Below are 25,694 nucleotides of genomic sequence, written 5' to 3' on the forward strand. Positions count from 1 at the left end.
ACACCATGACAAACCGCCCGTTACTTATCGGCCGGTAGTCGGGTTGTCCTCTGCGTGGAGGTCCTCGTGTCCCGTCGTCGCACCCGTGCGTCCAGAACCCGTTCCTCGCTCGCCCTCGCTCTGGGCACGGCACTGGCCGTCCCGCTCCTAGGGCCTGTGTCGGAAGCGGCGTCTGCCGGCCAGCACACCGTCACCGCTCTGAGGTTCACGGTCCAGGCAGGCGGCCGGACCTGCGTGGTCGACGCCGACCTCTACCGCCCGGCCGGCGTGGACCCCGCCCACCCGGCACCAGCGGTCCTCGCCACCAACGGCTTCGGCGGCAGCAAGTCGGACCGCGGGACCGCCGAGATCGGCAGGGCGTTCGCGGCGCGCGGCTATGTCGGACTCGTCTACTCCGGCCTCGGCTTCGGCCGGTCCGGCTGCCTGATCTCCCTCGACGACCCGCGCGTCGACGGCGCGGCAGCGTCCCGGCTCGTCGACTTCCTGGCGGGCACGCGCGCCGCCGACGACGGCACGAAGGCCGACTTCGTCACCCAGGACGGCGAGGGAGACCCGAGAGTCGGCATGATCGGCGGGTCGTACGGCGGCGCGGTCCAGCTGGCGACGGCCTCCGCCGACCACCGCGTCGACGCCCTCGTCCCCATGATCACCTGGAACGACCTCGCCTACTCGGTCGCCCCGAACAACGCCACGGATGCCCGCGCGGTACCCGGCGCCTTCAAGTGGCAGTGGACCAACGGCTTCTACCTCATCGGGGAGGGCCAGCAGCTGCTCGCGCCGAGCCTCGACCCGTCCCGCTTCAACTCCCGCCGCTGTCTGCACTTCGTGAGCCGGGCCTGCGAGATGTTCCGGACGCTGAACTCGGGCAGCTACCCGGCGGAACGGACGAAGGAGTTCCTGGCGTACACCCGCAGCGTGTCCCCCGTCTCCTACCTCGGCACGGTGAAGGCACCGACCCTCCTGATCCAGGGCCAGGCCGACACTCTCTTCAACCTGGGTGAGGCCACGGCGACCTACCGGACGCTCAGGGCGCAGGGCACCGAGACCAGGATGATCTGGCAGTCATGGGGCCACAGCAGCGGCCTCACCGGCCCGCCGACCGGCGAACTCGACCTGGCGAAGGGCAACCTGGAGTCCAGCTACGTCGGCCGCCGCATCCTCGCCTGGTTCGACCGCCATCTGCGGCACCGCCCGGTCGACACGGGACCGGCGTTCGCGTACTACCGCGACTGGGTCACGGACCCGGCGCGCACGTATGCCACGGCCACCCAGGTCCCCGCCCTCACCGAGACCCTGTACCTCTCGGGAGACGGAACGCTCGTCGACAGCCCGAGGAAGGTCGCCCCCGGGAGCCGTTCCTACACCAACTGGCCGACGCCGACGAGCCATTCCGAGAGCTCCCTCGCCGGACTGATCGGCTTTCCCGACCCGCCGCCGTACGACACACCGGGGACGCACCTTGCCTGGACGACCGGCCCCCTCACCGCCCCCGTCGACGTCGTCGGCGCGCCCCGGGTCACCGTCCGGGTGACATCGCCAGGAGCCGAGCGTGGGCAGGGCTCCGGGAACGCGGCGGACAAGCTCGTGCTGTTCGCGAAGCTGTACGACGTCGCGCCCGACGGCAAGCAGACCCTCGTCCGCCGACTGGTGGCACCCGTGCGTGTCCCGGACGTGACGAAGCCGTTCACCGTGTCGCTGCCGGGCATCGTGCACCGGTACGAGGCGGGGCACCGGCTACGGTTCGTGATCGCCGGCAGCGACGACGCGTACGTCGGCAACCGCGGCGTCGAACGGGTCACGGTCAGCAGCACGCCCGAGGACACGGGTGTGCTGCGGCTGCCGGTCGTTCGCTGACGCGGGGCCGGGGGCAGCGGGCGCGGCGGTGCCTGCTCCGGCGTACCGTGGCGGGGTGTCCGACACCGTTCCCTACCTGGCCGAAGGCCCCCGCGTGGGCATCCGGCACTTCACGTACGACGACCGCGCCGAGTTCACCGCCCGGGCGCGGGAGAGCAGGGCTCTGCACCACCCGTGGCTGTTCCCGCCGGTCACCCCCACCGCGTACGCCGCCTACGCGGAGCGGCTGATCGAGGACCCGACGAGGGCAGGGTTCCTCGTCTGTGAGAAGGACAGCGGGGCCATCGCCGGGTACATCAACATCAACAACATCGTCGAGGGCGCGTTTCTGTGCGGGGTTCTCGGCTACGGCGCCTTCGCGCACGCCGCGGGGCGGGGGCTCATGAGCGAGGGGCTGCGACTCGTCGTCGAGTACGCCTTCACCACCATGGGCCTGCACCGGCTGGAGATCAACGTGCAGCCCCGGAACGCCGCGTCCATCGCGCTCGCCCGGCGGTGCGGCTTCCGGCTGGAGGGGTTCTCGCCGGACTTCCTGTTCATCGACGGCGCCTGGCGGGACCACGAGCGGTGGGCCATCACCACCGAGATGATCGCCAAGGCGCAGTCTTCCCGGAGGTCGTCCCGTCCGTGAGGATGGGGCCCATGAGAACCCTCGTCGTCGTGGACGCCCCGTCCAACCTGGGCCTTCGCCCGCCCGCCCCCGGCACCGTGCCCGGCTGCTACAAGCTCGCCGGGGCCCTGCGCGAGCAGGACATCGTGCGCCGACTCGGCGCGCAGGAGGGCGGGGGCGTAATACCGCCGCGTTACGACCGGGGGGACTGGCAGGAGGGCGACGGCGTGTTCAACGCGGCTGCCATCGCCACGTACACGCCGAAGCTGGCCGACCGGATCGAGCGCCATGTCCGCGCCGGTGACCTGCCCGTCGTCCTCGGTGGCGACTGCTCCATCCAGCTCGGCGCGTCGCTGGCGCTGCGCCGCATCGGGAGGTACGGGCTGGTGGCCGTGGACGCCTCCGCCGACTTCCGTCATCCGGGGAACTCCGACCGGATCGGTGCCGCCGGCGGCGAGGAGCTCGCCCTCGCCACGGGGCGCGGGCAGAAGGACTTGACGAACCTGGAAGGACGCGAGCCGTACGTGCGCGACGAGGACATACGGCTCATCGGTATCCGCGACGCGTTCACGGACGACCTGGCCGAACTGGGCGCCCTCAAGATCCCCACGGTGACGGTGGGTGACCTGCGCACATGGGGCGCAGAGGAGCTCGGGCAGGTCACCGCGCAGAGCTTCGAGACGCCCGAGCCGGCCGGTTTCTGGGTGCACCTCGACGCCGACGTCCTCGACCCCTCGGTGATGCCCGCAGTCGACAGCCCCGACCCGGACGGGCTGCTGCCCGACGAACTCGTCGCCCTGCTGCGGCCCCTGGTCACCTCACCGCACTGCGCGGGCCTCAACGTCACCATCTACGACCCCGACCTCGACCCGGAGGGCACGGCCGGGGCCCTGCTCACCGACGTCATCGTGGCGGCATTCTCCGGCGCCGCCGGCTGAGCCGCCCGCCGCGGACCGGAGCCGCCCGCGGCGGGTACTCACTCGGGCGCGCGACGGTCCACGTACTCGTAGATGGTGCCGTCCGGGTGCATCGCGATCAGATTGCGGCCCGCGGGCGTCACCACCGGGCCGGCCAGGACGTGCGCGCCCGAGCCGGTGAGGACCTGGTGGGCCTCGTCCACATCCTTGACGGCGATGGTGGCGGCGACCTTGCGGAGCACCTCCAGCTCGGCCTCGGGACCGCTCATCAGCAGGAAGCAGCCGACGGCGGCCACCTGGACGCCACCGCGCTCGAAGCGCAGGGCCGGGCCGCCCGCGAGCCGTTCGTAGAAGGGGACCGTGGTCTCCAGGTCGTCGACGCAGATGCGCAGCGTGGCTCCCAGAATTTCCATGTGCCGAGCCTAGTTGGGGCGGGCCGGGCAGGAGATCGTTTCCCGGGGTTCCTTCGGATCTCCCCGGAATCCGCCGGTGGTGACGAGCGGCGTTACGTGCGGTGGGGCACGGGTACTCGCCGGTCATGGAACGCTTGGATCACCTGGAACATCTGGACAAGGATCTGGTCGACGAGCTGGCGCAGGTGGCCCGCGAGACCGTACGTGACGAGCTGCGGCAGCAGAGCCGCAAGCAGCGGCGCACGGCCACGCTGTACGCCGCGTCCGGCGCCGCCGCCCTGTACGCGGGCGCCGCGCTCGCACTCACCGTCGGCCTGCTGCTCGCGCTGGGCCTGCCCGGCTGGGTCGCCGCGCTGATCACGGCGGTGCTGCTGGGCGCCGCTGCGTACGCACTGCGCAGCGCGGCGCGTCCCTCCGCGTCCCGGCCCGTCCCCGAGACGGCGCCGGGCACGTCCCCCGTGACGCCCCCGGGCGGGCGCGGACCGGAGCGTCCGCCGGTACCGCCCGTCGCCCCTGGCGGTGTCGGCGGGACGGCCGGAGCCCCAGGTACATCGGCGCCCGGGGCCACGGGCACGGGTACGGGTACGGGAGCGCCGCGTCCGGACGACACGGACCCCGGAGCACCGCACCGCCGGGAGCGGTGAGCGGGTGCGGCGGCCCGACAAGAGCCGATCTTTCGGCACGACCGGAAGCCATCGCTGGGAACATCGCTGGGAACAGGGGGACAGGACCGTGCTGAATCACCGGGCACTGAGGAGACGACTGCCGAGGAAACGCAGGGCCGTCGTGGTGACCGGGGCCAGTGGCGGCGTGGGCCGGGCCACGGCACGGGCCTTCGCCGCCCGTGGCGACCGGGTCGCCCTGCTCGCCCGGGGACGCGAGGGGCTCGTCGCGGCCGCGGACGAGGTGGAGCGCGCCGGAGGTGAGGCGCTCGTCGTCACCGTCGACATGTCCGACGCGAAGGCCGTGGAGGACGCGGCCCAGCAGGTCGCCGACGAGTTCGGGCGGATCGATGTCTGGGTGAACAACGCGTTCGCCGGGGTCTTCGCCCCGTTCACCGACATCACGCCCGACGAGTACCGCCGGGTCACCGAGGTGACGTACCTGGGCTGTGTGTTCGGGACCCGGGCGGCGCTACGGCACATGCTGCCCCGGGACCGGGGGACGATCGTGCAGGTCGGGTCGGCGCTCGCGTACCGGGGGATCCCGCTGCAGTCCGCGTACTGCGGGGCCAAGCACGCGATCCAGGGGTTCAACGAGTCGCTGCGGTGCGAGCTGCTGCACGCCGGGGCGGGGGTGCGTACGACGATGGTGCAGCTCCCTGCCGTCAACACCCCGCAGTTCGACTGGGTGTTGAGCCGTATTCCCGGCAGGGCCCGGCCCGTCGCGCCGGTCTTCCAGCCCGAGGTGGCCGCGCGGGCCGTCGTGCACGCGGCGGGCCACGCGCGGCGGCGCGAGTACTGGGTGGGCGGCTCCACGGTCACGACTCTGCTGGCCAACGCCGTGGCTCCCGGAGTGCTGGACCGGTATCTGGCACGGACGGCGTTCGAGGCGCAGCGGGAGACGGGGGAGCAGGCCGGGCCGGGGAACCTGTGGAGCCCGGCCGACGGGCCGCACGGCCGGGACTTCGGGGCGCACGGGCGCTTCGACGACGAGGCCGTGGCGGACAGCGCCGAGGAGTGGTTCTCCCGGAACCGGGGGCGGCTGGGCGCGGGGGCGGTGCTGGGCGGAACAGCGCTCGGCGGGACGGCGGCCGTGCTGGCGGCGCGGCGACGGGTCGGCAGTCGGCGCGGATAGCGGATAGCGGACAAGCGTCTTCACACGACGCGGTACTCCTCCACATCGGCCGACCGCAGGGTCAGACCGTGGCCCACTCCCGCTCCCGGCCGGACGAAGCCTCCGGCGGGGTCGAGAATGCCATCGAAGAAGAGGGACTCGACGCGGACGTGGTCGTGGAACCACTCGATGTGACGGAGGTTCGGGACGGCGGCGGCCGCGGCGGCATGAACGTGCGGCGCGCAGTGCGCGGAGATCTCCAGCCCATGGGCCTGGGCGAGGGCGGCGGCGCGGAGGAACTCCGTGATGCCGCCGCAGCGCGTGGCGTCCACCTGGAGGCAGTCGACCGCGCCGGCTGCGAGCATGCGGGCGAAGTACGGCAGGTCGTAGCCGTACTCGCCCGCCGCCACGTCGCAGACCAGGGTGTCGCGGACCAGGCGCAGTCCCGTCAGGTCGTCCGAGGACACCGGCTCCTCGAACCAGCCGACGCCGTGGTCCGCGAGGGCGTGTCCGACCCGTATCGCCTGCTTGCGGGTGTACGCGCCGTTCGCGTCGACGTACAACTCCGCCTGTGGGCCGATCACTTGGCGTGCGGCCTGCACGCGGGCCAGATCGCGGGGGACTGCCCGCCCCCACGCCTCACCGATCTTGATCTTCACGCGGGGGATACCCTGCCCGTGCACCCAGCCACCCAGCTGCGCGGCCAGATGTGTTTCGTGGTACGTCGTGAAGCCGCCGCTGCCGTAGACGGGCACGGTGTCGCGGGCCCTGCCCAGCAGCCGGGCCAGCGGGAGTTCCAGGAGGCGGGCCTTGAGGTCCCAGAGGGCCACGTCCACCGCGGAGATCGCACAGGAGGCGACGCCCGGGCGGCCCGCGTTGCGTACCGTGCGGCACATCGCGTCATGGGCCGCCGCGATGTCGAACGCGTCGAGGCCCGTGACGACCGGCGTGAGCTGCTCGTGCAGCAGGTCGGCGACCGCCGCCGGACCGTACGTCCAGCCCGTGCCCGTCGTGTCGCCCGCCGTGACCTCGGCGACGACGACCGTCGTGGTGTCCCACGCCAGCGTCCCGTCGGCCTCGGGAGCGTCCGTGGGGACGGTGTAGACGGACACCACCGGTTGCTGGATCTTCATCGTGGGCCTCTCCGGGGCCTGCCCGCGCCCTCCCCGTACGTGTGTACCCGGCCCGGACGGCGAGGAGAGGGAACACCGTCCGGACCGAGAGCCTGCGGTGGACCGCGGTCCGAGTACCCGGAGGCCGCGGTGGAAACCCACGGACGTTTGGGCGCCCTGCCCGGGGGGACGCGGTAGGCCCGTACGCGACCTCGCAGGAGGCGAACCGTGAGTCGACCCCGCATCGTGATCGTCGGTGCCGGCTTCGCCGGGTACCGGACGGCCCGCACCCTGTCGCGGCTGACCCGGAGCAAGGCCGACATCACCCTGCTCAACCCGACGGACTACTTCCTGTACCTGCCCCTGCTGCCCCAGGTCGCCGCCGGACTCCTGGAGCCGCGCCGGGTCAGTGTCTCCGTCACCGGCACCCTGCCGAACGTACGGCTGGTGCTCGGTGAGGCCGACGGCATCGACCTCGACGCGCACACCGTGCACTACACGGACCCGGAGAGCGACGGGGGCACGCTGGAGTACGACCGGCTCGTGCTCGCCGTCGGCAGCGTCAACAAGCTGTTGCCCATCCCCGGGGTCGCCGAGAACGCCCACGGTTTCCGGGGGCTGCCCGAGGCGCTGTACCTGCGCGACCACGTGACCCGGCAGATGGAGCTCGCCGCCGCGTCCCACGACCCCAAGAGCTGTGCCGCGCGGTGCACCTTCGTGGTCGTCGGCGCGGGCTACACGGGCACGGAGGTCGCCGCGCACGGGCAGTTGTACACCGACTCGCTGGTGCGCAAGCAGCCCCTGCGGGAGGGTATGCGGCCGCGCTGGCTGCTGATCGACATCGCGTCTCGCGTGCTGCCCGAGCTGGACGCGCGGCTTTCCCGCACCGCCGACCGCGTGCTGCGCAAGCGGGGCGTGGACGTGCGTACCGAGACGTCCGTGGAGGAGGCCACGCCCACCGGAGTACGGCTCAGTGACGGCGAGTTCATCGACACGCGCACCCTCGTGTGGTGCGTCGGTGTCCGGCCCGATCCGTTCGTCGAGCGCGCCGGGCGGCCCCTGGAACGGGGACGGCTCCTCGTCGACCCGTACCTCCAGGTGCCGGGTCACCCCGACGTGTTCGCCTGCGGGGACGCTGCCGCCGTGCCGGACCTGGAAAAGCCGGGCCAGTACACGGCGATGACGGCCCAGCACGCCTGGCGGCAGGGCAAGGTCGCGGCCCACAACGTCCTCGCCTCGCTCGGCAAGGGTGAACGGCGCGTCTATCGCCACCGTGACATGGGCTTCACCGTCGACCTCGGCGGTGCCAAGGCCGCGGCCAACCCCCTCGGTATCCCGCTCTCCGGCCCGCTCGCCGACGCCGTCACCCGCGGCTACCACCTGGCCGCCATGCCCGGCAACCGCGTCCGTGTCGCCGCGGACTGGCTCCTGGACGCCGTACTGCCGCGTCAGGCCGTCCAGTTGGGGCTCGTACGGTCCTGGTCGGTGCCCCTGGACACGGCCTCGCCGGAGCTGGCGCGGGTTCCGGGGGCACCGGGACCCGCCGGAAGCGAACGGGACCGGGACCGGGATCGGGAAGCGACCGGGAAGTCCGGCCAGGAGGTGTCCCCACCCCCGGAAGGGCCCGGGCCGGTGCGGGTATCGGAGCAGCAGTCAGAGACGGAGAAGAACTCATGAAGACCCGTCAGCTCACGGAGTACGCACAGCAGTTGCGCGTCGACAGCGTCCGCGCCTCGGCCGCCGCGAACTCCGGTCACCCCACCTCCTCCATGTCGGCTGCCGATCTCATGGCCGTTCTGCTCGCCCGCCACTTCCGCTACGACTTCGAGCGCCCGCAGCACTCCGCCAACGACCGTTTCGTCCTCTCCAAGGGCCATGCCTCCCCGCTGCTGTACGCCGCGTACAAGGCGGTGGGCGCCATCAACGAGACCGAGTTGATGACCTTCCGCAAGCTCGGCAGCCGGCTCGAAGGGCACCCGACCCCGCAGCGCCTGCCGTGGGTGGAGACCGCCACCGGCTCGCTCGGCCAGGGGCTGCCCGTGGGCGTCGGCATCGCGCTGGCCGGCAAGCGGCTCGACCGCACCGGGTACCGCGTGTGGGTGCTGTGCGGCGACAGCGAGCTCGCGGAGGGCTCCATCTGGGAGGCCGCCGAGCACGCCGGGTACGAGCACCTCGACAACCTCGTCACGATCGTCGACGTCAACCGGCTCGGCCAGCGCGGGCCCACCCGGCACGGGCACGACCTCCACGCGTACACCCGACGCTTCCGGGCCTTCGACTGGCACACCATCGAGATCGACGGCCATGACGTGGACGCGATCGACCGGGCGTACGGCGAGGCCCTCTCCACCCGGGGGCAGCCCACCGTGATCCTCGCCCGCACCCTCAAGGGCAAGGGCGTCGAGTCCGTCCAGGACCGCGAGGGACTGCACGGCAAGCCGCTGCCGGACCCCGAGGAGGCCATCGCGGAGCTCGGCGGCGTCCGCGATCTCCACATCGAGGTCCAGCCACCGCCGGTCGCCAGGATGCTGCATGCCGTGCGGACGGGCCACCTCGACCTGCCGCGCTACGAGCTCGGCGAGCAGGTCGCGACCCGTGACGCCTACGGAAGCGCCCTCACCGCCCTCGGCACGGCCCGCGGCGACATCGTCGCCCTGGACGGCGAGGTCAGCGACTCCACGCGCTCCGAGTACTTCGCCAAGGAACACCCCGACCGCTTCTTCGAGTGCTACATCGCCGAGCAGCAGATGGTCGCCGCCGCGGTCGGGTTCGCGGCGCGTGGCTGGGTGCCGTACGCGTCCACGTTCGCCGCGTTCTTCACCCGCGCCCACGACTTCCTGCGCATGGCCTCGGTCGGCGGCGCCGGGATCAACCTCGTCGGCTCGCACGCGGGCGTCGCCATCGGCCAGGACGGGCCCTCCCAGATGGGCCTGGAGGACCTCGCGATGTTCCGCGCGCTCCACGGCTCTACCGTGCTGTATCCGTGCGACGCCAACCAGACGGCCAAGCTGATCGGCGCGATGGCGGGCCGGGAGGGCATCCGCTACCTGCGCACGTCCCGCGGGGCGAGCCCCGTGATCTACAGCCCGACCGAGGAGTTCCCCATCGGCGGCAGCAAGGTGCTCAAGGCCGGCGACCACGACCGGCTCACGCTCGTCGCGGCCGGGGTCACCGTCCACGAGGCGCTCGCCGCGGCCGAGGCACTGGAGGGCGAGGGCATCGGGATACGGGTGATCGACCTGTACTCGGTCAAGCCCGTCGACCGCCGCACCCTGCGCGAGGCCGCCGAACGCACGAGTTGCCTGGTGACCGTCGAGGACCACCATGCGGAGGGCGGCATCGGTGACGCGGTGCTGGACGCGTTCCTGGACGGGCGCCCGGTGCCGCGCCTGGTACGGCTCGCCGTGCGGAACATGCCGGGCTCGGCCACGCCCGCCGAGCAACTGCACGCCGCGGGCATCGACGCCGAGTCGATCGCGGCGGCGGCCCGGCTGCTGGTGGAGCATGCCGTGGTGCCCTGATCAGCCACGATCCGGAACAGGGAGGCTCATATGGCGAGCGCGCGCACGGTGCGGGCCGGCCGCCGCACCGTGGAGGTCCACCGGCCGGACAAGGTGCTCTTCCCGGGCGACGGGGACAAGGAGTACACGAAGGGCGACCTCGTCGAGTACTACCGGTCCGTCGCCCCTTTCCTGCTGCCTCACCTGCGCGGACGCCCCCTGATGCTGGAACGGCACCCCGACGGCGTCGAGGGGCAGCGGTTCATGCAGAAGAACACGCCCGAGTACTACCCGGAGTGGATCAAGCGGATCGAGGTGCCCAAGGAGGGCGGCACCGTCTGCCACACGGTGTGCGACGATACGGCCACCCTCGTCTACCTCGCCGACCAGGCATGTCTCACCCTGCACCGGTGGCTGTCCCGGGTAGGCGGGCTCGACCGGCCCGACCGCCTGGTCTTCGACCTGGATCCGGCGGAGGACGACTTCAATCAGGTACGGCAGGCCGCCCGGCGGCTCGGCGGGCTGCTCGACGAGCTGGGGCTGCCGGCCGGGCTGATGACCACCGGTTCGCGAGGACTGCACGTCGTGGTGCCCCTGGGCGGCCGCCACGGCTTCGACGAGGTCCGGGAGTTCGCCCGGGACGTCGCCGAGCTGCTCGTCCGGGATCACCCCGACGAGTTCACCACGGCCGTCCGCAAGCAGGACCGGGGCGACCGGCTCTACCTCGAGGTACAGCGCAACGCGTACGCGCAGACAGCGGTCGCCCCCTTCGCCGTGCGCGCCGGGCCGGGCCCGTGGCCACCCCGCTCGCGTGGGTCCAGCTGGACGACCAGGCCGTCGACGCCCGCCGCTGGTCCGTCGCCGACGCCGTCGACCAGGCGCGCACCGACCCGTGGGAGGGGCTGACGCGGCGGGGCCGTGCCTTGGGCCCGGCCCGACGGAGGCTGAACCGGCTGCGTGGCTGAACGCCGCTCGGCAGGAGCACTGAGCAGAAACGCGGATTCTCGCACGTCCATGTGGAGGTTTGGCCGCCGTTCGCGGGGCCACTCGGGGACCGAGGTGGCCATGACGAACACATCGAACACACCAAAGTCACAGGGTGCGCGTCAGCCCAGTCCTGTGGAGGTGCTGCGTCACGCCCGCACCCAGCTGGCTGAGCTGACCGGCATGGCGCCCGAGTCCGTGACGTCCTTCGAGCAGAGCGAGGACGGCTGGACGCTGGAGATCGAGGTTCTGGAGCTGGCCCGGGTTCCCGACACGATGAGCCTGATCGCGAGCTACCAGGTCGAGCTCGACCCCGACGGGGAGCTGACGGGGTACCGGCGAGTCCGCCGCTACGAACGCGGGAGGGCGGACCCGCACCGGCAGGGCGGCCGGTAGGCCGCCGTCCCGCACAGCTTCGACGAGGCAGGCAAGACAGGCGAGACAAGGAAGGAACGGTCGTCATGACCGTGGTCCCGGCACAGCAGGCAGGCGGCGGAGGCGGCTCCACGGGCCTCTACGACGTTGTGGAGCTCATTCTCGACAGAGGGCTGGTCATCGATGCCTTCATACGGGTCTCCCTCGTCGGGATCGAGATCCTCAAGATCGACATCCGGGTCGTGGTCGCCAGCGTCGATACATATCTGCGCTTCGCCGAGGCGTGCAACCGGCTCGACCTGGAGGCCGGGCCGAGCAAGACCCCCGGCCTGCCGGACATCGTCGGTGAGGTCACCGAGTCCGGAGCGCGCGGCAAGACCAAGGGGGCGTTGTCCGGTGCCGCCGAGACCTTCTCGGACGCCTTCAGGCAGGCCCGCGAGGACGGCCATGCGGAACCGCGGCCGCGTGCCCGCAACGCCACGAGCTCGCGCAAGAAGGAGGTGGAGCAGGAGTGAGCACCTATGTCTACGGCATCGCCGCGAGCTCGCACCCCGCGCTCCCCAAGGACTTGGGCGGAGTCGGCGATCCGGCGCGGCCCGTGCGCGTGCTGACGGAAGGCGGGCTGGAGGCCATCGTCAGCGACGCCCCCGAGGGGCTGCGACCCAAGCGCAACGACCTGCTCGCCCACCAGCACGTGCTGAGCGAGGCGGGCGCCTCGGGCGCCGTGCTGCCCATGCGGTTCGGCAGCGTCGCCCCGGACGACGCGGCCGTGACGGGGGTGCTGGCCGAGCGTGCCGAGCACTACCTGGAGCGGCTTCGGGCTCTGGACGGCAGAGCCGAGTACAACGTCAAGGCCAGCCACAACGAGGAAGCCGTGCTGCACCGGGTGATGGCCGAGAGCCCCGAGATCCGGGCTCTCGCCGAGGCCAACCGGCAGGGGGGCGGCGGAAGTTACGAGCAGCGGATGCAACTCGGCGAGATGGTGGCGGCCGCGGTGCAGAGACAGGAAGCCGAGGATGCGGCGGACCTGCGGCACGCGCTGGAGCCCGCCGCCGAAGCGGTGAGTGCGGGCCCCGAGTCCACCGGCTGGCTGGCCAATGTGTCGTTCCTCGTGGACCACGGGGCGGCCGAGGTCTTCCTCGCGGCCGTGGAGGACGTCCGCAAGAGCCATCCGCACCTCGACGTGCGGGTGAACGGGCCGCTGCCGCCGTACAGCTTCGTGGAACCGGGGCCGTCGGAGCCCGCGGAAGCCCGGCCCCCGGTGTGAGCACGATGAGGCACAGTCAGGTGAGGTGCGGTCATGGGACTGATCAGTGAGGTGCTGCTGCTGCCGTTCGCACCGGTCCGCGGCAGCCTCCGGGTGGTGAGGCAGGTACTGGACGAGGCCGAGCGCCAGTACTACGACCCGGCCGCTGTGCGTGCCGAACTCGCCCGGCTTGAGCAGTTGCTCGACGCGGGCGAGATCGATGAGGACGAGTTCGACCGGCTGGAGGACGAACTCCTGGACCGGCTGGAGATCGCTCTGAACTGGAGGGCGGTAACGGGCGGAGGAGCCGTCGGAGGAACTGGCGGAGGAACGGGTGAAGGAACCGGCGGGGGTACGACAGGCGAGGGGACGACAGGATGAATCGCGTGGGACTGGGCCTCGCCGTCGGGGCCGGATACGTCCTCGGACGGACGAAGAAGATGAAGCTCGCGTTCGCGCTCGGCACCCTCGTGGCCGGCAAGCGGATGCACCTGAGCCCCCGGGCGCTCGCGGATCTGGCGTCCCAGCAGCTGCAGAACAATCCGCAGCTCAAGGAGATCAGTGATCAGCTCCGCGAGGACGCGCGCGGTGCGGGCCAGGCGGCCACCGGCGCCTTGCTCGAACGGCAGATCGACGGACTCGCCGACCGGCTGCACGGACGGACGGCCCAGGTACGCGAGCAGCTCGCGGCGGAGGTGACCCCGGACGTGCCCGGTGCCGATGCCGAGGAGGAGCGGGACGAGATCGAGGAGACCGAGGAAGAGCCCCGCGAGCGCGAGGAGCGGGACGAGGGGGAGGCGCGGGACGCGTACGAGGGGCCGGAGGAAGAGTCCGAGGAGGGGCGCGAGGAGGAGCCGTCGGCCAGGAAAGGCGTGGAGAGGAAGGGCGCGGCGAGGGCAGGCACGGCAAGGAAAGCCGCGGCCAGGAAGTCGGCCAGGACGCCGGCCGCGGAGAAGGCCTCGGCGAAGAAGCCGGCCGCGAAGAAGACTGCGGGCCGCAGGACCACCGCGCAGAAGGGGTCCGGCAAGAGGACGGCCGCCGCTCAGGCGGCCCCGCGCAAGGACACACGGGAGGCGGGGCGTGAGAGGAGGCGGGGACGATGACTGACACCGTCGGTTCGGTGACCGGGCGGGCGAAGAACGCTGCCGACTCGGCCGGGAACGGGGCGAAGGAGACCCCGCTCGCCGGTCTGGCCCACAGCCCTGCCGTCGACCATCTCAAGGCCGAGGCCCAGGAGTATCTGGCCGCCCAGGCCCAACGTCTGCTCGTGGGCGCCGGGCACAGGCTCGGGCAGGCGACCGTGAAGCTCAACGACATCGCCGAGGGCAAAAGCCCCGGTCTCGGCAGACTCGCCCTCGACGGCGGCCGAAAGCTCATCGAGGGCAAGGGGCCGCTGCGCTCTGCCCTGGAGCTCGGCGCCGGCCGGGCCAAGGAGAACGTGGTCGGTGCCCTGAAGAACCTGGGCGGCGGCAAGGACAAGGGCAAGGGCAGGGCGGGCCACAAGCCCACGGTCATCATCGAGTCCATCGACATCGGTGTGCCGGTGCGCACCGCCTACGACCAGTGGACCCAGTACCAGACCTTCAGCACCTTCGCCAAGGGAGTGAAGAGCGCACGGCGCGACGACGACACGCACTCCGACTGGCAGCTCAAGGTCTGGTGGTCCAACCGCAGCTGGAAGGCCCACACCACCGAGCAGGTGCCCGACGACCGGATCTCGTGGGTGTCCGAGGGTGCGAAGGGCACCACGAAGGGCGTGGTCTCCTTCCACCGCCTCGGCGAGAACCTCACCCGCGTCCTGCTGTTGATCGAGTACTACCCGTCGGGGTTCTTCGAGAAGACCGGCAACATCTGGCGCGCCCAGGGCCGCCGGGCCCGGCTCGACCTCAAGAACTTCGCCCGCTTCATCACGCTGCGCGGCGAGGCGGAGGACGGCTGGCGCGGCGAGATCCGCGACGGCGACGTCGTCCGCAGCCACGAGGACGCGGTGGCGGAGGAGGAGTACGAGGAGGGAGAAGAGACCGAGGAGCCCGAGGAGCCCGAGGACTATGAGGAGGGCGAGGAGTACGAGGGCGGCGAGGAGGCCCCCGAGGGCGAGGCACCTGAAGACGCAGCCGAGGAGGAGCCCGAGGAGGAGTACGAGGAAGAAGAGGACGAGGACCGGGCCGCTGTGAGCGGGAGCCGGCGATGACGTTCCCCAGCCGGGCCCCGGAGCCGTACGGCCAGAGTGGAGGAAGTGCCAACCTGGCCGACATACTCGAACGTGTGCTCGACAAGGGGCTGGTGATCGCGGGAGATATCCGTATCAACCTGCTCGACATCGAACTGCTCACCATCAAGCTGCGCCTCATCGTCGCCTCCGTGGACAAGGCGAAGGAGATGGGCATCGACTGGTGGGAGACCGATCCGATGCTGTCCTCCCGGGCGCGCCGCGAGGAACTCACCCGCGAGAACGCCGAGTTGCGCGCCCGGATCGCCGCACTCGACGAGGGGCGCCCGGAGAGTGAGGCGTTGCTGGATGGCCGTGGCCGCTCCCGGGCCGGACCGTCACTGGAGCAGAGCGAGAGCGAGCGCGAGCGGAGCCGTCCGCAGGAGGAGGAGTCCTGATGGCCGGACTGCGGTACGTCTACGCCGTGTGCCGCCCCTTCGACGGCGCGCTGAAGGCCCAGCTGACCGGGGTCGCGGGCGCGCCGCCGAAGCTCCTGCCCCACCACGGCCTGATCGCCGTCGTCAGCGAGGTGCCGGAGCGCGACTTCGCCGAGGATCCCCTCAAGGCGCACCTGGAGGACCTGGACTGGCTGGCCGCCACCGCCCGTGGCCACCAGGGCGTGATCGACGCGCTCACCGCGGTCACCACGCCCCTGCCGCTCCGGCTCGGCACCGTCTTCCGGGACGACAGCGGTGTCCGCGTCATGATGGAGGCCCGCGAGGCCGCCTTCCGGCGGAGCCTGGACCGGCTGGAGGGCCGGGTGGAGTGGGGCGTCAAGGTCTACCTCGACCCCGAGGCCGCCGAGGCTGCCCGCGCCGCCGAGGCCGACCGCCCGCAGGAGAGAGCCGCGTCCGGGCGTGACTACCTACGACAGCGGCGCATGCGCAGCAGGTCCCACGAGGATATGTGGCAGAAGGCCGAGGCGTTCTCCAGTCGACTGCACGAAACTCTTTCCGGCCGTGCCGAGGATTTCCGGTTGCACCCGCCACAGAACCCCACGCTTTCCGGATCCGCAGGCCGGAACGTGCTGAACGCCGCTTATCTGGTCCCGCGCGGAAGTTCCGAGGAATTCGTGGAAGCCGTGGACCGTACGAAGGACGACGCCCCCGGACTGCGCGTAGAACTCACCGGCCCCTGGGCCGCCTACTCGTTCACCGAGGAGCACGAGAAGTCCGAGGCGTCCGCGGAGTCCGAGGAGCCCGCGAAGCCCGAGGAGGAGGACGCGTGACCGTCGTCGAACGCCGTGAGATCGCCCTCGTCGACCTGCTCGACCGGCTGCTCGCGGGCGGGGTCGTCATCACCGGCGACCTCACCCTGCGCATCGCGGACGTCGACCTCGTCCGCATCGACCTCAACGCGCTCATCAGCTCGGTGAACAAACAGGTCCCCGCACCCTGGGGGGAGTTGGAGTGAAGTGACCGGCAGGAACCGCCTCGACCTCGAACCCGACACGGTGGAGCGCGATCTCGTGAAACTCGTCCTGACCGTCGTCGAGCTGCTCCGTCAGCTCATGGAACGGCAGGCCGTGCGCCGGTTCGACACGGGTGAGCTGACCGAGGAACAGGAGGAGCGCATCGGGCTCACCCTGATGCTGCTGGAGGACCGCATGGGCGAGTTGCGCGACCGTTACGGCCTGCGGCCCGAGGACCTGAACCTGGACCTCGGACCGCTCGGACCACTGCTTCCGAGGAACTGACGCCTCCCGGGGCCGACCCGTGATGGGCTGAGCCCCTACCAGCGGTACCAGCGACCCCGGCCGCCCGTGGCGCTCGTGCCGCGCATGAGGAAACCCAGCAGCCAGATCACGAAAACAATGAGGGCGAGCCACCAGAGTGCCTTCACCGCGAATCCGACGCCGAAGAGAATCAGGGCCAGAAGCAGGACGAGCAGGACGGCTACCATTCCGACCACCTCCTGCTTTTCGAGTGACCCGGATTCCCGGGATCAGGCCTCAGCAGGCGGAGTCACTTCCGGCCCGCTGGCTTTCCGGCCGCCCGGCCTTCCGGCTTTCGGCTTTCGGCTTCCGGCACAGAACCTCCCCGTGCAGAACGGAGAACCAGCCGTCCTCCTGCCGCCCCCATTCCCGCCACGCCTCGGACACCGCCCGGAGCTCCTCCGGCGTCGCGTGGCCGCCCTCCGTGGCGCGCCCGGCGTAGGCGGAGGCCAGGGTCCGGTCCGCCCACAGCCCGCTCCACCAGGCCCGCTCCTCGGCCGTGGCGAACGTCCAGGTGGTGGACGTGGTGGTGATGCCGGTGAGACCGGCCCGCAGTGCCCAGGACCGCAGCCGCCGCCCCGCGTCGGGCTCGCCGCCGTTGGCGCGGGCGACCCTCCGGTACAGGTCCAGCCAGTCCTCCAGGCCCGGCGACAGCGGGAACCAGGCCATCGCCGCGTAGTCCGCGTCCCGGACCGCGACGTACCCGCCCGGCTTCGTCACCCGGATCATCTCGCGCAGGGCCCGCACCGGATCGCCCACGTGCTGGAGCACCTGGTGGGCGTGGACCACACAGAAGGTGTCGTCCGGGTAGTCCAGCGCGTGCACGTCCGCCACCGCGAAGTCGACGTTCGTCAGGCCCCGCTCGGCCGCGGTGGCCCGCGCCTGGTCCAGGATGCCCGGCGCGCGGTCCACGCCGGTGACATGCCCGTCCGGCACCAGCTCGGCCAGGTCCGCGGTGATCGTGCCCGGGCCGCAGCCGATGTCCAGGACCTTCATATGGGGTCGGAGCGAGCCGAGGAGGTAGGCCGCCGAGTTGGCGGCCGTCCGCCAGGTGTGCGAGCGCAGCACGGACTCGTGGTGTCCGTGCGTGTAGACGGCGGTCTCCCGCGGCTTCGACATGACCGGTCCCCTTGTCGCGTACGGGCCCCATGGAGCTCGTCGCTCCGTGGGGCAGTACTGGGCACCGTACGCCCGCATGTCGAATATTGAGACCCTCGTCTTGCTATGTGGTCAGCGCGTGTCAGCTGTCGGTGGACCGTGGCTGGTAGACCGTCAGCGCCTCCGGGAGCTTGCTCAGCGTCAAGTCGCCCGAGATTTGGGTGACTTCACCGTCGTAGGCGAGGAGAGTGCCCGGGGTGATGCGGTCCAGGTGCAGGCGGGGGACGCGTATCGCAGCGTGGAGCGGGGACCGTGTGAGCGGGCCCGTCGCGGCGGCGGCGAGCAGGCGCAGGGCAGGGTGGCCGCCGCCGTGCACCACACGGACGTCGAGCAGACCGTCGGCGAGGTCGTGGCGGCGCCCGGGGACGGGGCCTGTGCGGTGGTACGTGCCGTTGCCGGCGAACAGCAGCCACAGCGGGCGCGTCCGGTCCTGGAACCTGGCCCGCAGCGGGTGGTGGTCCCCGCGCAGGACGCGTGCCGCGCCGAGCACGTCGGCCGGCCGGCCGCCGATCAGCCGCGACCAGCGTTCGCGTTCACGCGCCAGCTGCGGATAGACGCCCAGACTGCACATGCTGAGGAACACACCCTCCTGGTCACCGGAGGAGAACCGCCCCACGTCCACGCGGACCGCGTCCCCGGCGCGCACCGCCCGGGCGAGATCCCGTACGTCCTCGAGACCCAGGTCCCGCGCGAAGTGGTCGCGCGTGCCGCCGGGGAGGACGGCGAGGGGGAGGCCGTGCCGCAGGGCCACCTCCGCCGCCGCGTTCACCGCGCCGTCGCCGCCGCACACGCCCAGCACCTGGGCGCGCGTCGCCGCTTTCTCCAACTCGGTCCGCACGTCGTCCGGTTCGCACTCCACGGCCTCGGCGCGGGGGAGGGCGTCCAGCAGCGCGCTCACGTGGTCCACGGTCGCCGCGCCCCCGCCCGCCACCACGACCAGGCCCTCGCCGTCGGGCAGGGCGGGAGCGATGGGGGTACCTCCCTGGTAGAGCGGAGTCGAGAGCTTCGGGGACCCCGGACGTCCGGGGGGCGGGAGCAGGTCGCGGGTCGGCGCGAGGCCGCGTACGGCGTAGGCGGCGCCCACGCCGAGGGCGGCGCCCACCAGGACGTCGCTCGGGAAGTGCACGCCCGTGTACACGCGGGACAGTGCGACCGCGGCCGCCACCGGCGCGACGGCCGCACCCCAGCCGCGGGACTCCAGGGCGACACCCGTCGCGAACGCCGCCGCGGACGCCGAGTGCCCCGACGGGAACGACGTGGTGATCGGCTGCCGCTTCAGCTGCCGGAGCATCGGGACGTTGTCGAGGAGTGGACGGGGGCGGCGGACCGAACGCTTGCCGACGGTGTTGATCGTCGCCGAGGCGAGGGCGAGCGACGCCAGACCCCGGGTGGCCGCCCGCCGGGCCCTCGGGCTCCGGGTCGCGGCGAGGGCCGCCGCCGTGGCGAACCACAGCACCCCGTGGTTCGCGGCACGGCTCAGCCGGGGCAGTACCGGGCCGGCCCCCGGCCAGTGACGGGCCGCCACCGCCTCGAACAGACGGGTGTCCGCTGCCAGGAAACGGTCCCTGAGGATGTGGTGCCCCGGGGGGCGGACGGTGAGATCGACATCTGGGCTCATGGGGCACGGGTACCCCAGGGCAGCCACCTCGTGTCAAGTCGGGGTCGCCCCGGGAGCGGTCGCGCGCCCCTCGAAAAAGTGCTTGCCCGGTGGTACGGAGGGCTCGGACAATGCCTGCTCATGGGACATCTGGAAGCCGCTCACCTGGAGTACCACCTCCCCGACGGGAGGACGCTGCTCGGCGATGTGTCGTTCCGGGTCGGCGAAGGGGCCGTCGTCGCCCTCGTCGGGCCCAACGGCGCCGGGAAGACCACGCTGTTGCGGCTGCTCTCGGGCGAGTTGAAGCCTCATGGCGGGAGCGTGGGGGTGAGCGGCGGCCTGGGTGTGATGCGGCAGTTCGTGGGGTCCGTGCGGGACGAGACGACCGTCCGGGACTTGCTCGTGTCCGTGGCGCCGCCGCGCGTCCGGGAGGCGGCCCGGGTCGTCGACGCCGCCGAGCACGCCATCATGACCGTGGACGACGAGGCCTCCCAGCTCCAGTACGCGCAGGCCCTCGCCGACTGGGCCGAGGCGCGCGGATACGAGGCGGAGACGCTCTGGGACATCTGCACCACGGCGGCGCTCGGCGTGCCGTACGAGAAGGCGCAGTGGCGGCAGGTGAGCACCCTGTCCGGCGGGGAGCAGAAACGGCTCGTGCTGGAGGCCCTGCTGCGTGGTACCGACGAGGTGCTGCTACTCGATGAGCCCGACAACTATCTCGACGTCCCCGGCAAGCGCTGGCTGGAGGAGCGGCTGAAGGAGACCCGCAAGACCGTGCTCTTCGTCTCGCACGACCGTGAGCTGCTGGCCCGTGCCGCCGAGAAGATCGTGAGCGTGGAACCGGGCCCGGCGGGCGCGGACGCATGGGTGCACGGCGGCGGGTTCGCCACGTACCACGAGGCGCGTCGTGAACGCTTCGCGCGGTTCGAGGAGTTGCGCCGCCGCTGGGACGAGAAGCACGCCCAGCTGAAGAAGCTCGTGCTGACGCTGCGTCAGGCGGCCGAGAACAGCGCCGAACTGGCCTCCCGCTATCGCGCCGCCCAGACCCGGCTGCGCAAGTTCGAGGAGGCCGGACCGCCGCCGGAGCCGCCGCGCGAGCAGGACATCAGGATGCGGCTCAAGGGCGGCCGCACCGGCGTGCGGGCCGTCACCTGCGCGCGGCTCGAGCTCACCGGGCTGATGAAACCCTTCGACCTGGAGGTCTTCTACGGCGAACGCGTCGCGGTCCTCGGCTCCAACGGTTCCGGCAAGTCGCACTTCCTGCGCCTGCTCGCGGGCGACCACGTGGCGCACACGGGGGAGTGGAAGCTGGGCGCCCGGGTCGTGCCCGGCCACTTCGCGCAGACCCACTCCCACCCCGAGCTGCAGGGACGCACTCTGCTCGACATCCTGTGGAAGGAGCACGCCCAGGACCGTGGCGCCGCCATGTCCCGGCTGCGCCGCTACGAGCTGACGGGCCAGGCCGAGCAGCGTTTCGACCGCCTCTCCGGCGGCCAGCAGGCCCGCTTCCAGATCCTGCTCCTGGAGCTGGAGGGCGCCACCGCGCTGCTGCTGGACGAGCCGACGGACAACCTGGACCTGGAGTCCGCCGAGGCACTCCAGGAAGGCCTGGAGGCCTTCGAGGGCACGGTCCTCGCGGTCACCCACGACCGCTGGTTCGCTCGTTCGTTCGATCGCTATCTCGTCTTCGGCTCCGACGGCCGCGTACGCGAGACACCGGAGCCGGTGTGGGATGAGCGGAGGGTGGACCGCGTCAGATAAGCATTGAGTAACTCCCTGGGCAAGGCCCTGATCAAGGCCCGCCCTGATCAAGGCCCTGATCAAGGCCCTGGTCAAGCCTTGATCAGGGCCTTCGATGGCAGCAGCGGGTCACGCCCAGCGCAGCAGAGCCCCCAGTCCACCCTCGGGCGCCTCCCCCGCAGCGGCGGCCGTCACCGAGAGTGCCGGGGCGTCCGTCGCGACCGCGGAGCGCAGCAGGGCGTCGTCCGCACGGGACGCCCACGAGCGCTGATCGCCCGGCGTCCTCAGGTCCGTGCGCCGGACCGCCAGCTGGTCCGGGGCCTCGCCGATCCACACCTCGTGGTGCGCGTCGGGCCCGGCCGGGCGGACCAGCAGCTCGTCGATACGGTGCTCCCGGGCCGCCTCCACCAGGGCGGGAACGCCCTCCACGGCGGCCGTGCGCCCCTCGGCGTCCGGGGACCGCGCCGCCAGGAACCGCGCCAGCTCCGCCGCGGCCCGCCGGTGCACGTGCTCGGCCCGCGCCCGCTCCACGTCCTCGTCCAGCAGCCGGCTGCCCGTGCCCTGCCGGGTCTCCACCACGAGGTCGTGCAGCCGCTGCGGAAGCCGCTCCCGCACGGCGTGCCGCTCGCGCACCTCGCCGACGAGGACCAGCAGGTCGGCCCGGGTCTCCTCCTGGCACACGGCGAGCGCGTCGGCGATCTCCGCCGCGTTGTGCTCCCAGGTGTTCTCCACCCGCAGCTGGAAGTGCCGCCCGGGGTCCCCCCACGCCCCTGACGCAGTGGGGGACAACCGGCGGCGGCCGGGCCCCGCACGCAGTGCGGGCAGGAGTACGGGCCACTGCCGGCCGGCCACCGCCCCCACGTCCTGGCTGCCCCGCGAGCCCCGCAGCTCGAACTCGGCGCCCCGCCGGTCCACGTACGCCACCACACACACCGCGTCCTCTCCGGCCAGCTCCAGCAGTGGGGTGGTGCGCGGCAGCGGAGCCCAGTGCGCCGAGGTACCCGGCGGCGCGTGCGCGAGCGGCGGATCCAGCACCACCTCGCCCGACCTGGCGAAGAAGGCCCGGCCGTGCGGCTCGGAGGAGTGGCGCAGCTCGTCCACCGCCCGGTGCACGGCCGACCGGGTCGGCTCGTCGGCACCCTGGGCGGCGAGCTCCCGGGAGACGGCCGCGGCCACCAGGGAACGCTCGTGAGGAGTGGACTCCGTGTGCGAGGACGTGTCGACATAGACAGAGGCCCAGGGCCCCGGATGTTCGTAGAGTGGATGCAGAAAGGCGAGATCCATGGCTCCCTCCCGGATGCCACTCGGGTACCGCTTGCCGGGCGGGTACCCGGACGGCACCGAAGGACACGACGAGTGGGGTACCACCATGAACGGAGTCGACCCGGTCCGGCTGGACGACCAGCAGCTGATGAAAGAGCTGGAGACGATCCACCGCACACGCCATGACACGCTGCTCTACGGATCGAACGACGCGCTGCGTGCCCACAACATGCGCATGGCGCAGCTGGAGGGCGAGTACCTGCGCCGCAATCCCCGCCGCCCGGTGGCAGCCGGACGCACGCGTCAGGGCGCGCGGTGCCGGAAACTCGCTGAGTCATGACCGGCACGGCCGAAAGGAACCCGCTGCTCACCCGGCTGGAGGAGGCCCTCGACCTGTTCGGCGCGCTCGCTCACGCCGTCCGTGACGACCAGTGGGAGGCGGGCACGCCCTGCGCCGAGTGGACGGTGCGCGATCTCGTCAACCATCTCGTCTCCGAGCAGCTGTGGGCGTCGCCGCTGGTGCTCCACGGCTGCATGATCGAGGAGGTCGGCGACACCTTCGACGGCGACATGCTCGGCTCCGACCCGGCGGCCTCCTGGGACACGGCGGCCCGCGTCACCCACGAGGCGTTCACCGCGCCGGGCGCGCTCGACCGCACCGTCCACCTCTCGCACGGCGACACCCCGGCCGCCGACTACTGCGGACAGATGGTCGCCGATCTCGTCGTCCACAGCTGGGACCTGTCGCGCGCCATCGGAGCCGACGAGCGGCTGCCGGACGGCCTGCTGCAGTTCACGGTGCGCGAAGTGACGCCGTACGCTGCCGAGTTGGCGAAGAGCGGCCAGTTCGCGGAGCCGGTGGAACCCCCGCCCGGCTCGGACGTGCAGACGAAGCTGCTCTGCCTGCTCGGGCGGCGGCCCTAGGGTCTGTCCGGCGCAGGGCCCGCCTCCGTCTTTCCGCGGTCTGACCGCATCCCTCCACCGTGGGGTCCGGCGGTCATGCATCACCCCCTGTCATAGCACGTTTGCAAAGAGTGGCTGTCTGCCTCTCTGAAGATCGTTCCGTACCCGTTCTGACGGGTGCCCCCCAGGCGCGTACCTCAATTGAGGTACGCGCTTTTCGTTCAATTGAAGGTTCTCAACTTCGCTCACGCGTACGGCGATTACGGCCAGGTTCCGCTCCTACAGTCGGTGCGGCGGTTGGAAGACCGCGGATTTCCTGCCCCCCACCTCGGAAGGAACCTCCTGGTGCCTCGCCCGCTCCCCCGTATGGCCCATGTGCTGGACCGGCTGAACAGTGGCGGACGCCGCAAGCTGGCGGTCGCGACCGTCGCCGGTGTCGTGGTCGGCGCTGTCGCCGTCCCCACCATTGCCGACGGTTTCGACTCGGAATCCGGTTCGGCCGCCGCTGCCGTCGCGCCGCAGCTGTCCAAGCCGGCCGCCTCCAAGACCGGCCCCGCCCCGACCGTGCAGGTGAACCAGGTCGGGTACCAGACCGAGAGCCCGAAGAAGGGCACGGTCGTGACCAAGGCCAAGACGCCACTGTCCTGGTCCCTCAAGGACGCGGGCGGCAAGGAGGTGGCCAAGGGGATGACCGTGCCCGCCGGTGTCGACCCGTCCTCCGGCGAGAACGTCCACACCTTCGACTTCAGCAAGGTCACCAAGAGCGGTAAGGGCTACACCGTCACCATCGCCGGTCAGAAGAGCGAGCCCTTCGCCATCGACGACAACGTCTACTCGCAGCTGCGCACCGATTCACTCGCGTACTTCTACCAGAACCGAAGCGGTATCAAGATCGACGCCGGCCTCGTCGGCAAGGAGTACGCCCGCCCCGCCGGCCACGTCGACGGTGCGGCCTCCAGTGACCAGAAGGTCCCCTGCCAGCCGATGGGCTGCGACTACACCCTGGACGTCAGCGGCGGCTGGTACGACGCGGGTGACTACGGCAAGTACGTCGTCAACGGCGGTATTTCCGTCGCCCAGCTGATGTCCTCCTACGAGCGCACCCTGCACACCAAGGGCGCCGACGGCAAGGCCCTCGGCGACGGCCGGCTCCTCGTGCCCGAGCACGGCAATAAGGTGCCGGACATCCTCGACGAGGCGCGCTGGGAGATGGACTTCCTGCTGAAGATGCAGGTGCCCAAGGGCCAGAAGCTCGCGGGCATGGCCCACCACAAGATCCACGACGCCCAGTGGTCCGAACTGCCGCTGCGGGCCGACAAGAGCGCCGGCAAGCGAGAGCTGCACGCCCCGTCCACCGCCGCCACCCTCAACCTGGCCGCCACCGCCGCCCAGGCCGCGCGCCTCTTCGAGCCGTACGACGCGAAGTTCGCCGCCAAGTCCCTTCAGGCGGCGCGCGCCGCCTGGGACGCCGCGAAGGCCAACCCGAAGATGTTCGCCGACCCGGGCGACGCCACCGGCGGCGGTGCCTACAGCGACTACGACGTCAAGGACGAGTTCTACTGGGCCGCGGCCGAGCTGTTCATCACGACCGGCGACAAGGAGTACCGCGAGGCCGTCCTGGACTCCCCCCTCCACAACGACAGCAAGGCGCTCTTCCCGAGCACCGGCGTCTCCTGGCAGTCGGTCGGCGGGCTCGGCGCCCTGGACCTGGCCACCGTGCCGAACAAGCTGGGCGAGGCCGAGACCAAGGCCGTGAAGAAGACCGTCACCCAGGCCGCCGACCGCTACGCCGCCGATGCCCGCAAGGCCGCGTTCGGCGTCCCGTACGCCCCCGACGGAGGCCGCTACCAGTGGGGCTCCAACGGTCAGGTGCTGAACAACATGGTCGTCCTCGCCACCGCCGGCGACATCACCGGTGACACCAAGTACCGCGATGCCGTGACGAGTGGCATGGACTACATCCTGGGCCGCAACCCGATGGGCATGTCGTACGTCACCGGCTACGGCGAGCGGTACGCGCACAACCAGCACCACCGCTTCTGGGCCAAGCAGAAGGACCCCAAGCTGCCGCAGCCGGCCCCCGGCGCCGTGGCGGGCGGTCCGAACTCCTCGCTCGACGACCCGGTCGCCCAGACCAAGCTCAAGGGCTGCGCCCCGGCGAAGTGCTACCTGGACGACATCGAGTCCTTTGCCACGAACGAGATCACCATCAACTGGAACGCGCCGCTGGCGTGGGTGGCCTCGTACCTGGACGACAAGGCGGCCTGACAGACGTCACCGCGACCACATGATGACGGAGGTCCCGGCCGCTCGGCGGCCGGGA

General features: G+C 71.6%; 26 protein-coding genes and 2 pseudogenes. 22 read left to right on the forward strand and 6 right to left on the reverse strand.

Annotated elements, in window-relative coordinates; translation table 11 throughout:
* Positions 1-66: 66 nt before the first annotated feature.
* Genes E0500_RS22430 through E0500_RS22440 form a run of 3 tightly spaced genes read left to right on the forward strand, consistent with a single transcriptional unit; the run spans position 67 to position 3,402 of the window.
* Entirely contained in the window at positions 67-1,854 is a 1,788-nt protein-coding gene (locus tag E0500_RS22430; RefSeq protein WP_309505117.1) for a CocE/NonD family hydrolase, read from the forward strand.
* Positions 1,855-1,909: 55 nt separating this feature from the next.
* Positions 1,910-2,485, forward strand: a complete 576-nt coding sequence (locus tag E0500_RS22435) for a GNAT family N-acetyltransferase (protein ID WP_131559830.1) — start codon at positions 1,910-1,912, stop codon at positions 2,483-2,485.
* Between the two features lie 11 nt (positions 2,486-2,496).
* Entirely contained in the window at positions 2,497-3,402 is a 906-nt protein-coding gene (locus E0500_RS22440) for an arginase family protein (protein WP_131559832.1), read from the forward strand.
* 38 nt (positions 3,403-3,440) lie between these two features.
* Here E0500_RS22440 and E0500_RS22445 read toward each other — a convergent pair whose 3' ends face one another.
* Positions 3,441-3,794: a VOC family protein gene (locus E0500_RS22445; protein ID WP_131559833.1), complete on the reverse strand. Its 354-nt coding sequence runs from the start codon at positions 3,792-3,794 to the stop codon at positions 3,441-3,443.
* 125 nt (positions 3,795-3,919) lie between these two features.
* Here E0500_RS22445 and E0500_RS22450 point away from each other — a divergent pair, with 125 nt between their 5' ends.
* Together E0500_RS22450 and E0500_RS22455 are read left to right on the forward strand one after the other, a co-directional pair.
* On the forward strand, positions 3,920-4,438 hold the full coding sequence (locus tag E0500_RS22450) for a phage holin family protein (RefSeq protein ID WP_131559835.1): 519 nt from the start codon (positions 3,920-3,922) through the stop codon (positions 4,436-4,438).
* 88 nt (positions 4,439-4,526) lie between these two features.
* Positions 4,527-5,591 carry an SDR family oxidoreductase gene (locus E0500_RS22455; protein ID WP_309505118.1) on the forward strand — a complete coding sequence of 355 codons (1,065 nt, stop codon included), beginning with the start codon at positions 4,527-4,529 and terminating at the stop codon, positions 5,589-5,591.
* A 20-nt stretch (positions 5,592-5,611) separates the two neighbouring features.
* On the opposite strand, the gene E0500_RS22460 is transcribed toward E0500_RS22455, so the two are convergent.
* Entirely contained in the window at positions 5,612-6,703 is a 1,092-nt protein-coding gene (locus E0500_RS22460; protein WP_131559836.1) for an enolase C-terminal domain-like protein, read from the reverse strand.
* A 207-nt stretch (positions 6,704-6,910) separates the two neighbouring features.
* Between E0500_RS22460 and E0500_RS22465 the strand changes: the two genes are divergently transcribed.
* The 13 genes and pseudogenes from E0500_RS22465 (at position 6,911) to E0500_RS22525 (ending at position 16,692) form a co-directional block, all read left to right on the forward strand.
* Entirely contained in the window at positions 6,911-8,359 is a 1,449-nt protein-coding gene (locus E0500_RS22465) for an NAD(P)/FAD-dependent oxidoreductase (RefSeq protein ID WP_131559838.1), read from the forward strand.
* The gene (locus tag E0500_RS22470) at positions 8,356-10,203 is read left to right on the forward strand and encodes a transketolase (protein WP_131559840.1); all 1,848 of its coding nucleotides are present in this window, start codon (positions 8,356-8,358) and stop codon (positions 10,201-10,203) included. Before E0500_RS22465 ends, E0500_RS22470 begins: the two co-directional genes overlap by 4 nt.
* A 30-nt stretch (positions 10,204-10,233) precedes the next feature.
* Positions 10,234-11,147: pseudogene (ligD, locus tag E0500_RS22475) on the forward strand (non-homologous end-joining DNA ligase).
* Positions 11,148-11,247: 100 nt separating this feature from the next.
* Positions 11,248-11,562 carry a gas vesicle protein gene (locus tag E0500_RS22480; RefSeq protein WP_165934873.1) on the forward strand — a complete coding sequence of 105 codons (315 nt, stop codon included), beginning with the start codon at positions 11,248-11,250 and terminating at the stop codon, positions 11,560-11,562.
* Positions 11,563-11,627: 65 nt separating this feature from the next.
* Positions 11,628-12,056 (forward strand): gas vesicle structural protein GvpA, encoded by a 429-nt coding sequence (locus tag E0500_RS22485; RefSeq protein ID WP_131559844.1) that lies wholly within the window; start codon positions 11,628-11,630, stop codon positions 12,054-12,056.
* Positions 12,053-12,808, forward strand: coding sequence for a GvpL/GvpF family gas vesicle protein (locus E0500_RS22490; RefSeq protein WP_131559846.1), 756 nt, complete (start codon positions 12,053-12,055; stop codon positions 12,806-12,808). Before E0500_RS22485 ends, E0500_RS22490 begins: the two co-directional genes overlap by 4 nt.
* A 33-nt stretch (positions 12,809-12,841) precedes the next feature.
* Positions 12,842-13,168, forward strand: a complete 327-nt coding sequence (locus E0500_RS22495) for a gas vesicle protein GvpG (RefSeq protein WP_131559848.1) — start codon at positions 12,842-12,844, stop codon at positions 13,166-13,168.
* A complete protein-coding gene (locus E0500_RS22500; protein ID WP_131559850.1) occupies positions 13,165-13,890 on the forward strand; it encodes a DNA primase in 726 nt (241 codons plus the stop codon). Before E0500_RS22495 ends, E0500_RS22500 begins: the two co-directional genes overlap by 4 nt.
* Complete coding sequence (locus tag E0500_RS22505; RefSeq protein ID WP_131559852.1) at positions 13,887-14,978, forward strand: SRPBCC family protein; 1,092 nt, start codon at positions 13,887-13,889, stop codon at positions 14,976-14,978. The genes E0500_RS22500 and E0500_RS22505 overlap by 4 nt, the downstream gene beginning before the upstream one ends.
* Positions 14,975-15,394: a gas vesicle protein gene (gvpJ, locus tag E0500_RS22510; RefSeq protein WP_131559853.1), complete on the forward strand. Its 420-nt coding sequence runs from the start codon at positions 14,975-14,977 to the stop codon at positions 15,392-15,394. Before E0500_RS22505 ends, gvpJ begins: the two co-directional genes overlap by 4 nt.
* The gene (locus tag E0500_RS22515) at positions 15,394-16,224 is read left to right on the forward strand and encodes a GvpL/GvpF family gas vesicle protein (protein ID WP_131559855.1); all 831 of its coding nucleotides are present in this window, start codon (positions 15,394-15,396) and stop codon (positions 16,222-16,224) included. The genes gvpJ and E0500_RS22515 overlap by 1 nt, the downstream gene beginning before the upstream one ends.
* Positions 16,221-16,409: a gas vesicle protein gene (locus tag E0500_RS22520; protein ID WP_131559857.1), complete on the forward strand. Its 189-nt coding sequence runs from the start codon at positions 16,221-16,223 to the stop codon at positions 16,407-16,409. Before E0500_RS22515 ends, E0500_RS22520 begins: the two co-directional genes overlap by 4 nt.
* A gap of 1 nt (position 16,410) precedes the next feature.
* Positions 16,411-16,692 carry a gas vesicle protein K gene (locus E0500_RS22525; RefSeq protein ID WP_131559859.1) on the forward strand — a complete coding sequence of 94 codons (282 nt, stop codon included), beginning with the start codon at positions 16,411-16,413 and terminating at the stop codon, positions 16,690-16,692.
* A gap of 35 nt (positions 16,693-16,727) precedes the next feature.
* Here the strand turns inward: E0500_RS22525 and E0500_RS22530 are convergent, their stop codons facing one another.
* The 3 genes from E0500_RS22530 to E0500_RS22540 all read right to left on the reverse strand — a co-directional run bounded on the left by E0500_RS22530 (position 16,728) and on the right by E0500_RS22540 (position 19,486).
* A complete protein-coding gene (locus E0500_RS22530; protein WP_131559887.1) occupies positions 16,728-16,898 on the reverse strand; it encodes a hydrophobic protein in 171 nt (56 codons plus the stop codon).
* Between the two features lie 49 nt (positions 16,899-16,947).
* Positions 16,948-17,829, reverse strand: a complete 882-nt coding sequence (locus tag E0500_RS22535) for a class I SAM-dependent methyltransferase (RefSeq protein ID WP_131559861.1) — start codon at positions 17,827-17,829, stop codon at positions 16,948-16,950.
* Positions 17,830-17,950: 121 nt separating this feature from the next.
* Complete coding sequence (locus E0500_RS22540; RefSeq protein ID WP_131559863.1) at positions 17,951-19,486, reverse strand: bifunctional phosphatase PAP2/diacylglycerol kinase family protein; 1,536 nt, start codon at positions 19,484-19,486, stop codon at positions 17,951-17,953.
* A gap of 120 nt (positions 19,487-19,606) precedes the next feature.
* Between E0500_RS22540 and E0500_RS22545 the strand changes: the two genes are divergently transcribed.
* Positions 19,607-21,226, forward strand: coding sequence for an ABC-F family ATP-binding cassette domain-containing protein (locus E0500_RS22545; protein ID WP_131559864.1), 1,620 nt, complete (start codon positions 19,607-19,609; stop codon positions 21,224-21,226).
* Between the two features lie 108 nt (positions 21,227-21,334).
* On the opposite strand, the gene E0500_RS22550 is transcribed toward E0500_RS22545, so the two are convergent.
* Complete coding sequence (locus E0500_RS22550) at positions 21,335-22,489, reverse strand: hypothetical protein (protein ID WP_131559866.1); 1,155 nt, start codon at positions 22,487-22,489, stop codon at positions 21,335-21,337.
* Between the two features lie 13 nt (positions 22,490-22,502).
* Between E0500_RS22550 and E0500_RS22555 the strand changes: the two genes are divergently transcribed.
* From E0500_RS22555 to E0500_RS22565, 3 genes and pseudogenes are all read left to right on the forward strand, one after another.
* Positions 22,503-22,808: a DUF6158 family protein gene (locus tag E0500_RS22555; RefSeq protein ID WP_131559889.1), complete on the forward strand. Its 306-nt coding sequence runs from the start codon at positions 22,503-22,505 to the stop codon at positions 22,806-22,808.
* A complete protein-coding gene (locus E0500_RS22560) occupies positions 22,805-23,392 on the forward strand; it encodes a TIGR03086 family metal-binding protein (RefSeq protein WP_131559868.1) in 588 nt (195 codons plus the stop codon). The genes E0500_RS22555 and E0500_RS22560 overlap by 4 nt, the downstream gene beginning before the upstream one ends.
* Positions 23,393-23,935: 543 nt before the next feature.
* Positions 23,936-25,639: pseudogene (locus E0500_RS22565) on the forward strand (glycoside hydrolase family 9 protein); the annotation flags it as partial.
* Between the last annotated feature and the right edge of the window lie 55 nt (positions 25,640-25,694).

The sequence above is a fragment of the Streptomyces sp. KM273126 genome (assembly GCF_004337435.2).
Classification (GTDB): domain Bacteria; phylum Actinomycetota; class Actinomycetes; order Streptomycetales; family Streptomycetaceae; genus Streptomyces; species Streptomyces acidicola.

What these genes read in the sequence shown, in the direction of transcription:
- E0500_RS22500 (WP_131559850.1), top strand. Translation starts at nt 13,165, where the DNA reads ATGAATCGCGTGGGACTGGGCCTCGCCGTCGGGGCCGGATACGTCCTC.
- E0500_RS22515 (WP_131559855.1), top strand. Translation starts at nt 15,394, where the DNA reads ATGGCCGGACTGCGGTACGTCTACGCCGTGTGCCGCCCCTTCGACGGC.
- E0500_RS22460 (WP_131559836.1), bottom strand. Translation starts at nt 6,703, where the DNA reads ATGAAGATCCAGCAACCGGTGGTGTCCGTCTACACCGTCCCCACGGAC.
- E0500_RS22480 (WP_165934873.1), top strand. Translation starts at nt 11,248, where the DNA reads ATGACGAACACATCGAACACACCAAAGTCACAGGGTGCGCGTCAGCCC.
- gvpJ (WP_131559853.1), top strand. Translation starts at nt 14,975, where the DNA reads ATGACGTTCCCCAGCCGGGCCCCGGAGCCGTACGGCCAGAGTGGAGGA.
- E0500_RS22505 (WP_131559852.1), top strand. Translation starts at nt 13,887, where the DNA reads ATGACTGACACCGTCGGTTCGGTGACCGGGCGGGCGAAGAACGCTGCC.
- E0500_RS22560 (WP_131559868.1), top strand. Translation starts at nt 22,805, where the DNA reads ATGACCGGCACGGCCGAAAGGAACCCGCTGCTCACCCGGCTGGAGGAG.
- E0500_RS22545 (WP_131559864.1), top strand. Translation starts at nt 19,607, where the DNA reads ATGGGACATCTGGAAGCCGCTCACCTGGAGTACCACCTCCCCGACGGG.
- E0500_RS22550 (WP_131559866.1), bottom strand. Translation starts at nt 22,489, where the DNA reads ATGGATCTCGCCTTTCTGCATCCACTCTACGAACATCCGGGGCCCTGG.
- E0500_RS22540 (WP_131559863.1), bottom strand. Translation starts at nt 19,486, where the DNA reads ATGAGCCCAGATGTCGATCTCACCGTCCGCCCCCCGGGGCACCACATC.
- E0500_RS22555 (WP_131559889.1), top strand. Translation starts at nt 22,503, where the DNA reads ATGCCACTCGGGTACCGCTTGCCGGGCGGGTACCCGGACGGCACCGAA.
- E0500_RS22530 (WP_131559887.1), bottom strand. Translation starts at nt 16,898, where the DNA reads ATGGTAGCCGTCCTGCTCGTCCTGCTTCTGGCCCTGATTCTCTTCGGC.
- E0500_RS22445 (WP_131559833.1), bottom strand. Translation starts at nt 3,794, where the DNA reads ATGGAAATTCTGGGAGCCACGCTGCGCATCTGCGTCGACGACCTGGAG.
- E0500_RS22495 (WP_131559848.1), top strand. Translation starts at nt 12,842, where the DNA reads ATGGGACTGATCAGTGAGGTGCTGCTGCTGCCGTTCGCACCGGTCCGC.
- E0500_RS22535 (WP_131559861.1), bottom strand. Translation starts at nt 17,829, where the DNA reads ATGTCGAAGCCGCGGGAGACCGCCGTCTACACGCACGGACACCACGAG.
- E0500_RS22440 (WP_131559832.1), top strand. Translation starts at nt 2,497, where the DNA reads ATGAGAACCCTCGTCGTCGTGGACGCCCCGTCCAACCTGGGCCTTCGC.
- E0500_RS22470 (WP_131559840.1), top strand. Translation starts at nt 8,356, where the DNA reads ATGAAGACCCGTCAGCTCACGGAGTACGCACAGCAGTTGCGCGTCGAC.
- E0500_RS22450 (WP_131559835.1), top strand. Translation starts at nt 3,920, where the DNA reads ATGGAACGCTTGGATCACCTGGAACATCTGGACAAGGATCTGGTCGAC.
- E0500_RS22485 (WP_131559844.1), top strand. Translation starts at nt 11,628, where the DNA reads ATGACCGTGGTCCCGGCACAGCAGGCAGGCGGCGGAGGCGGCTCCACG.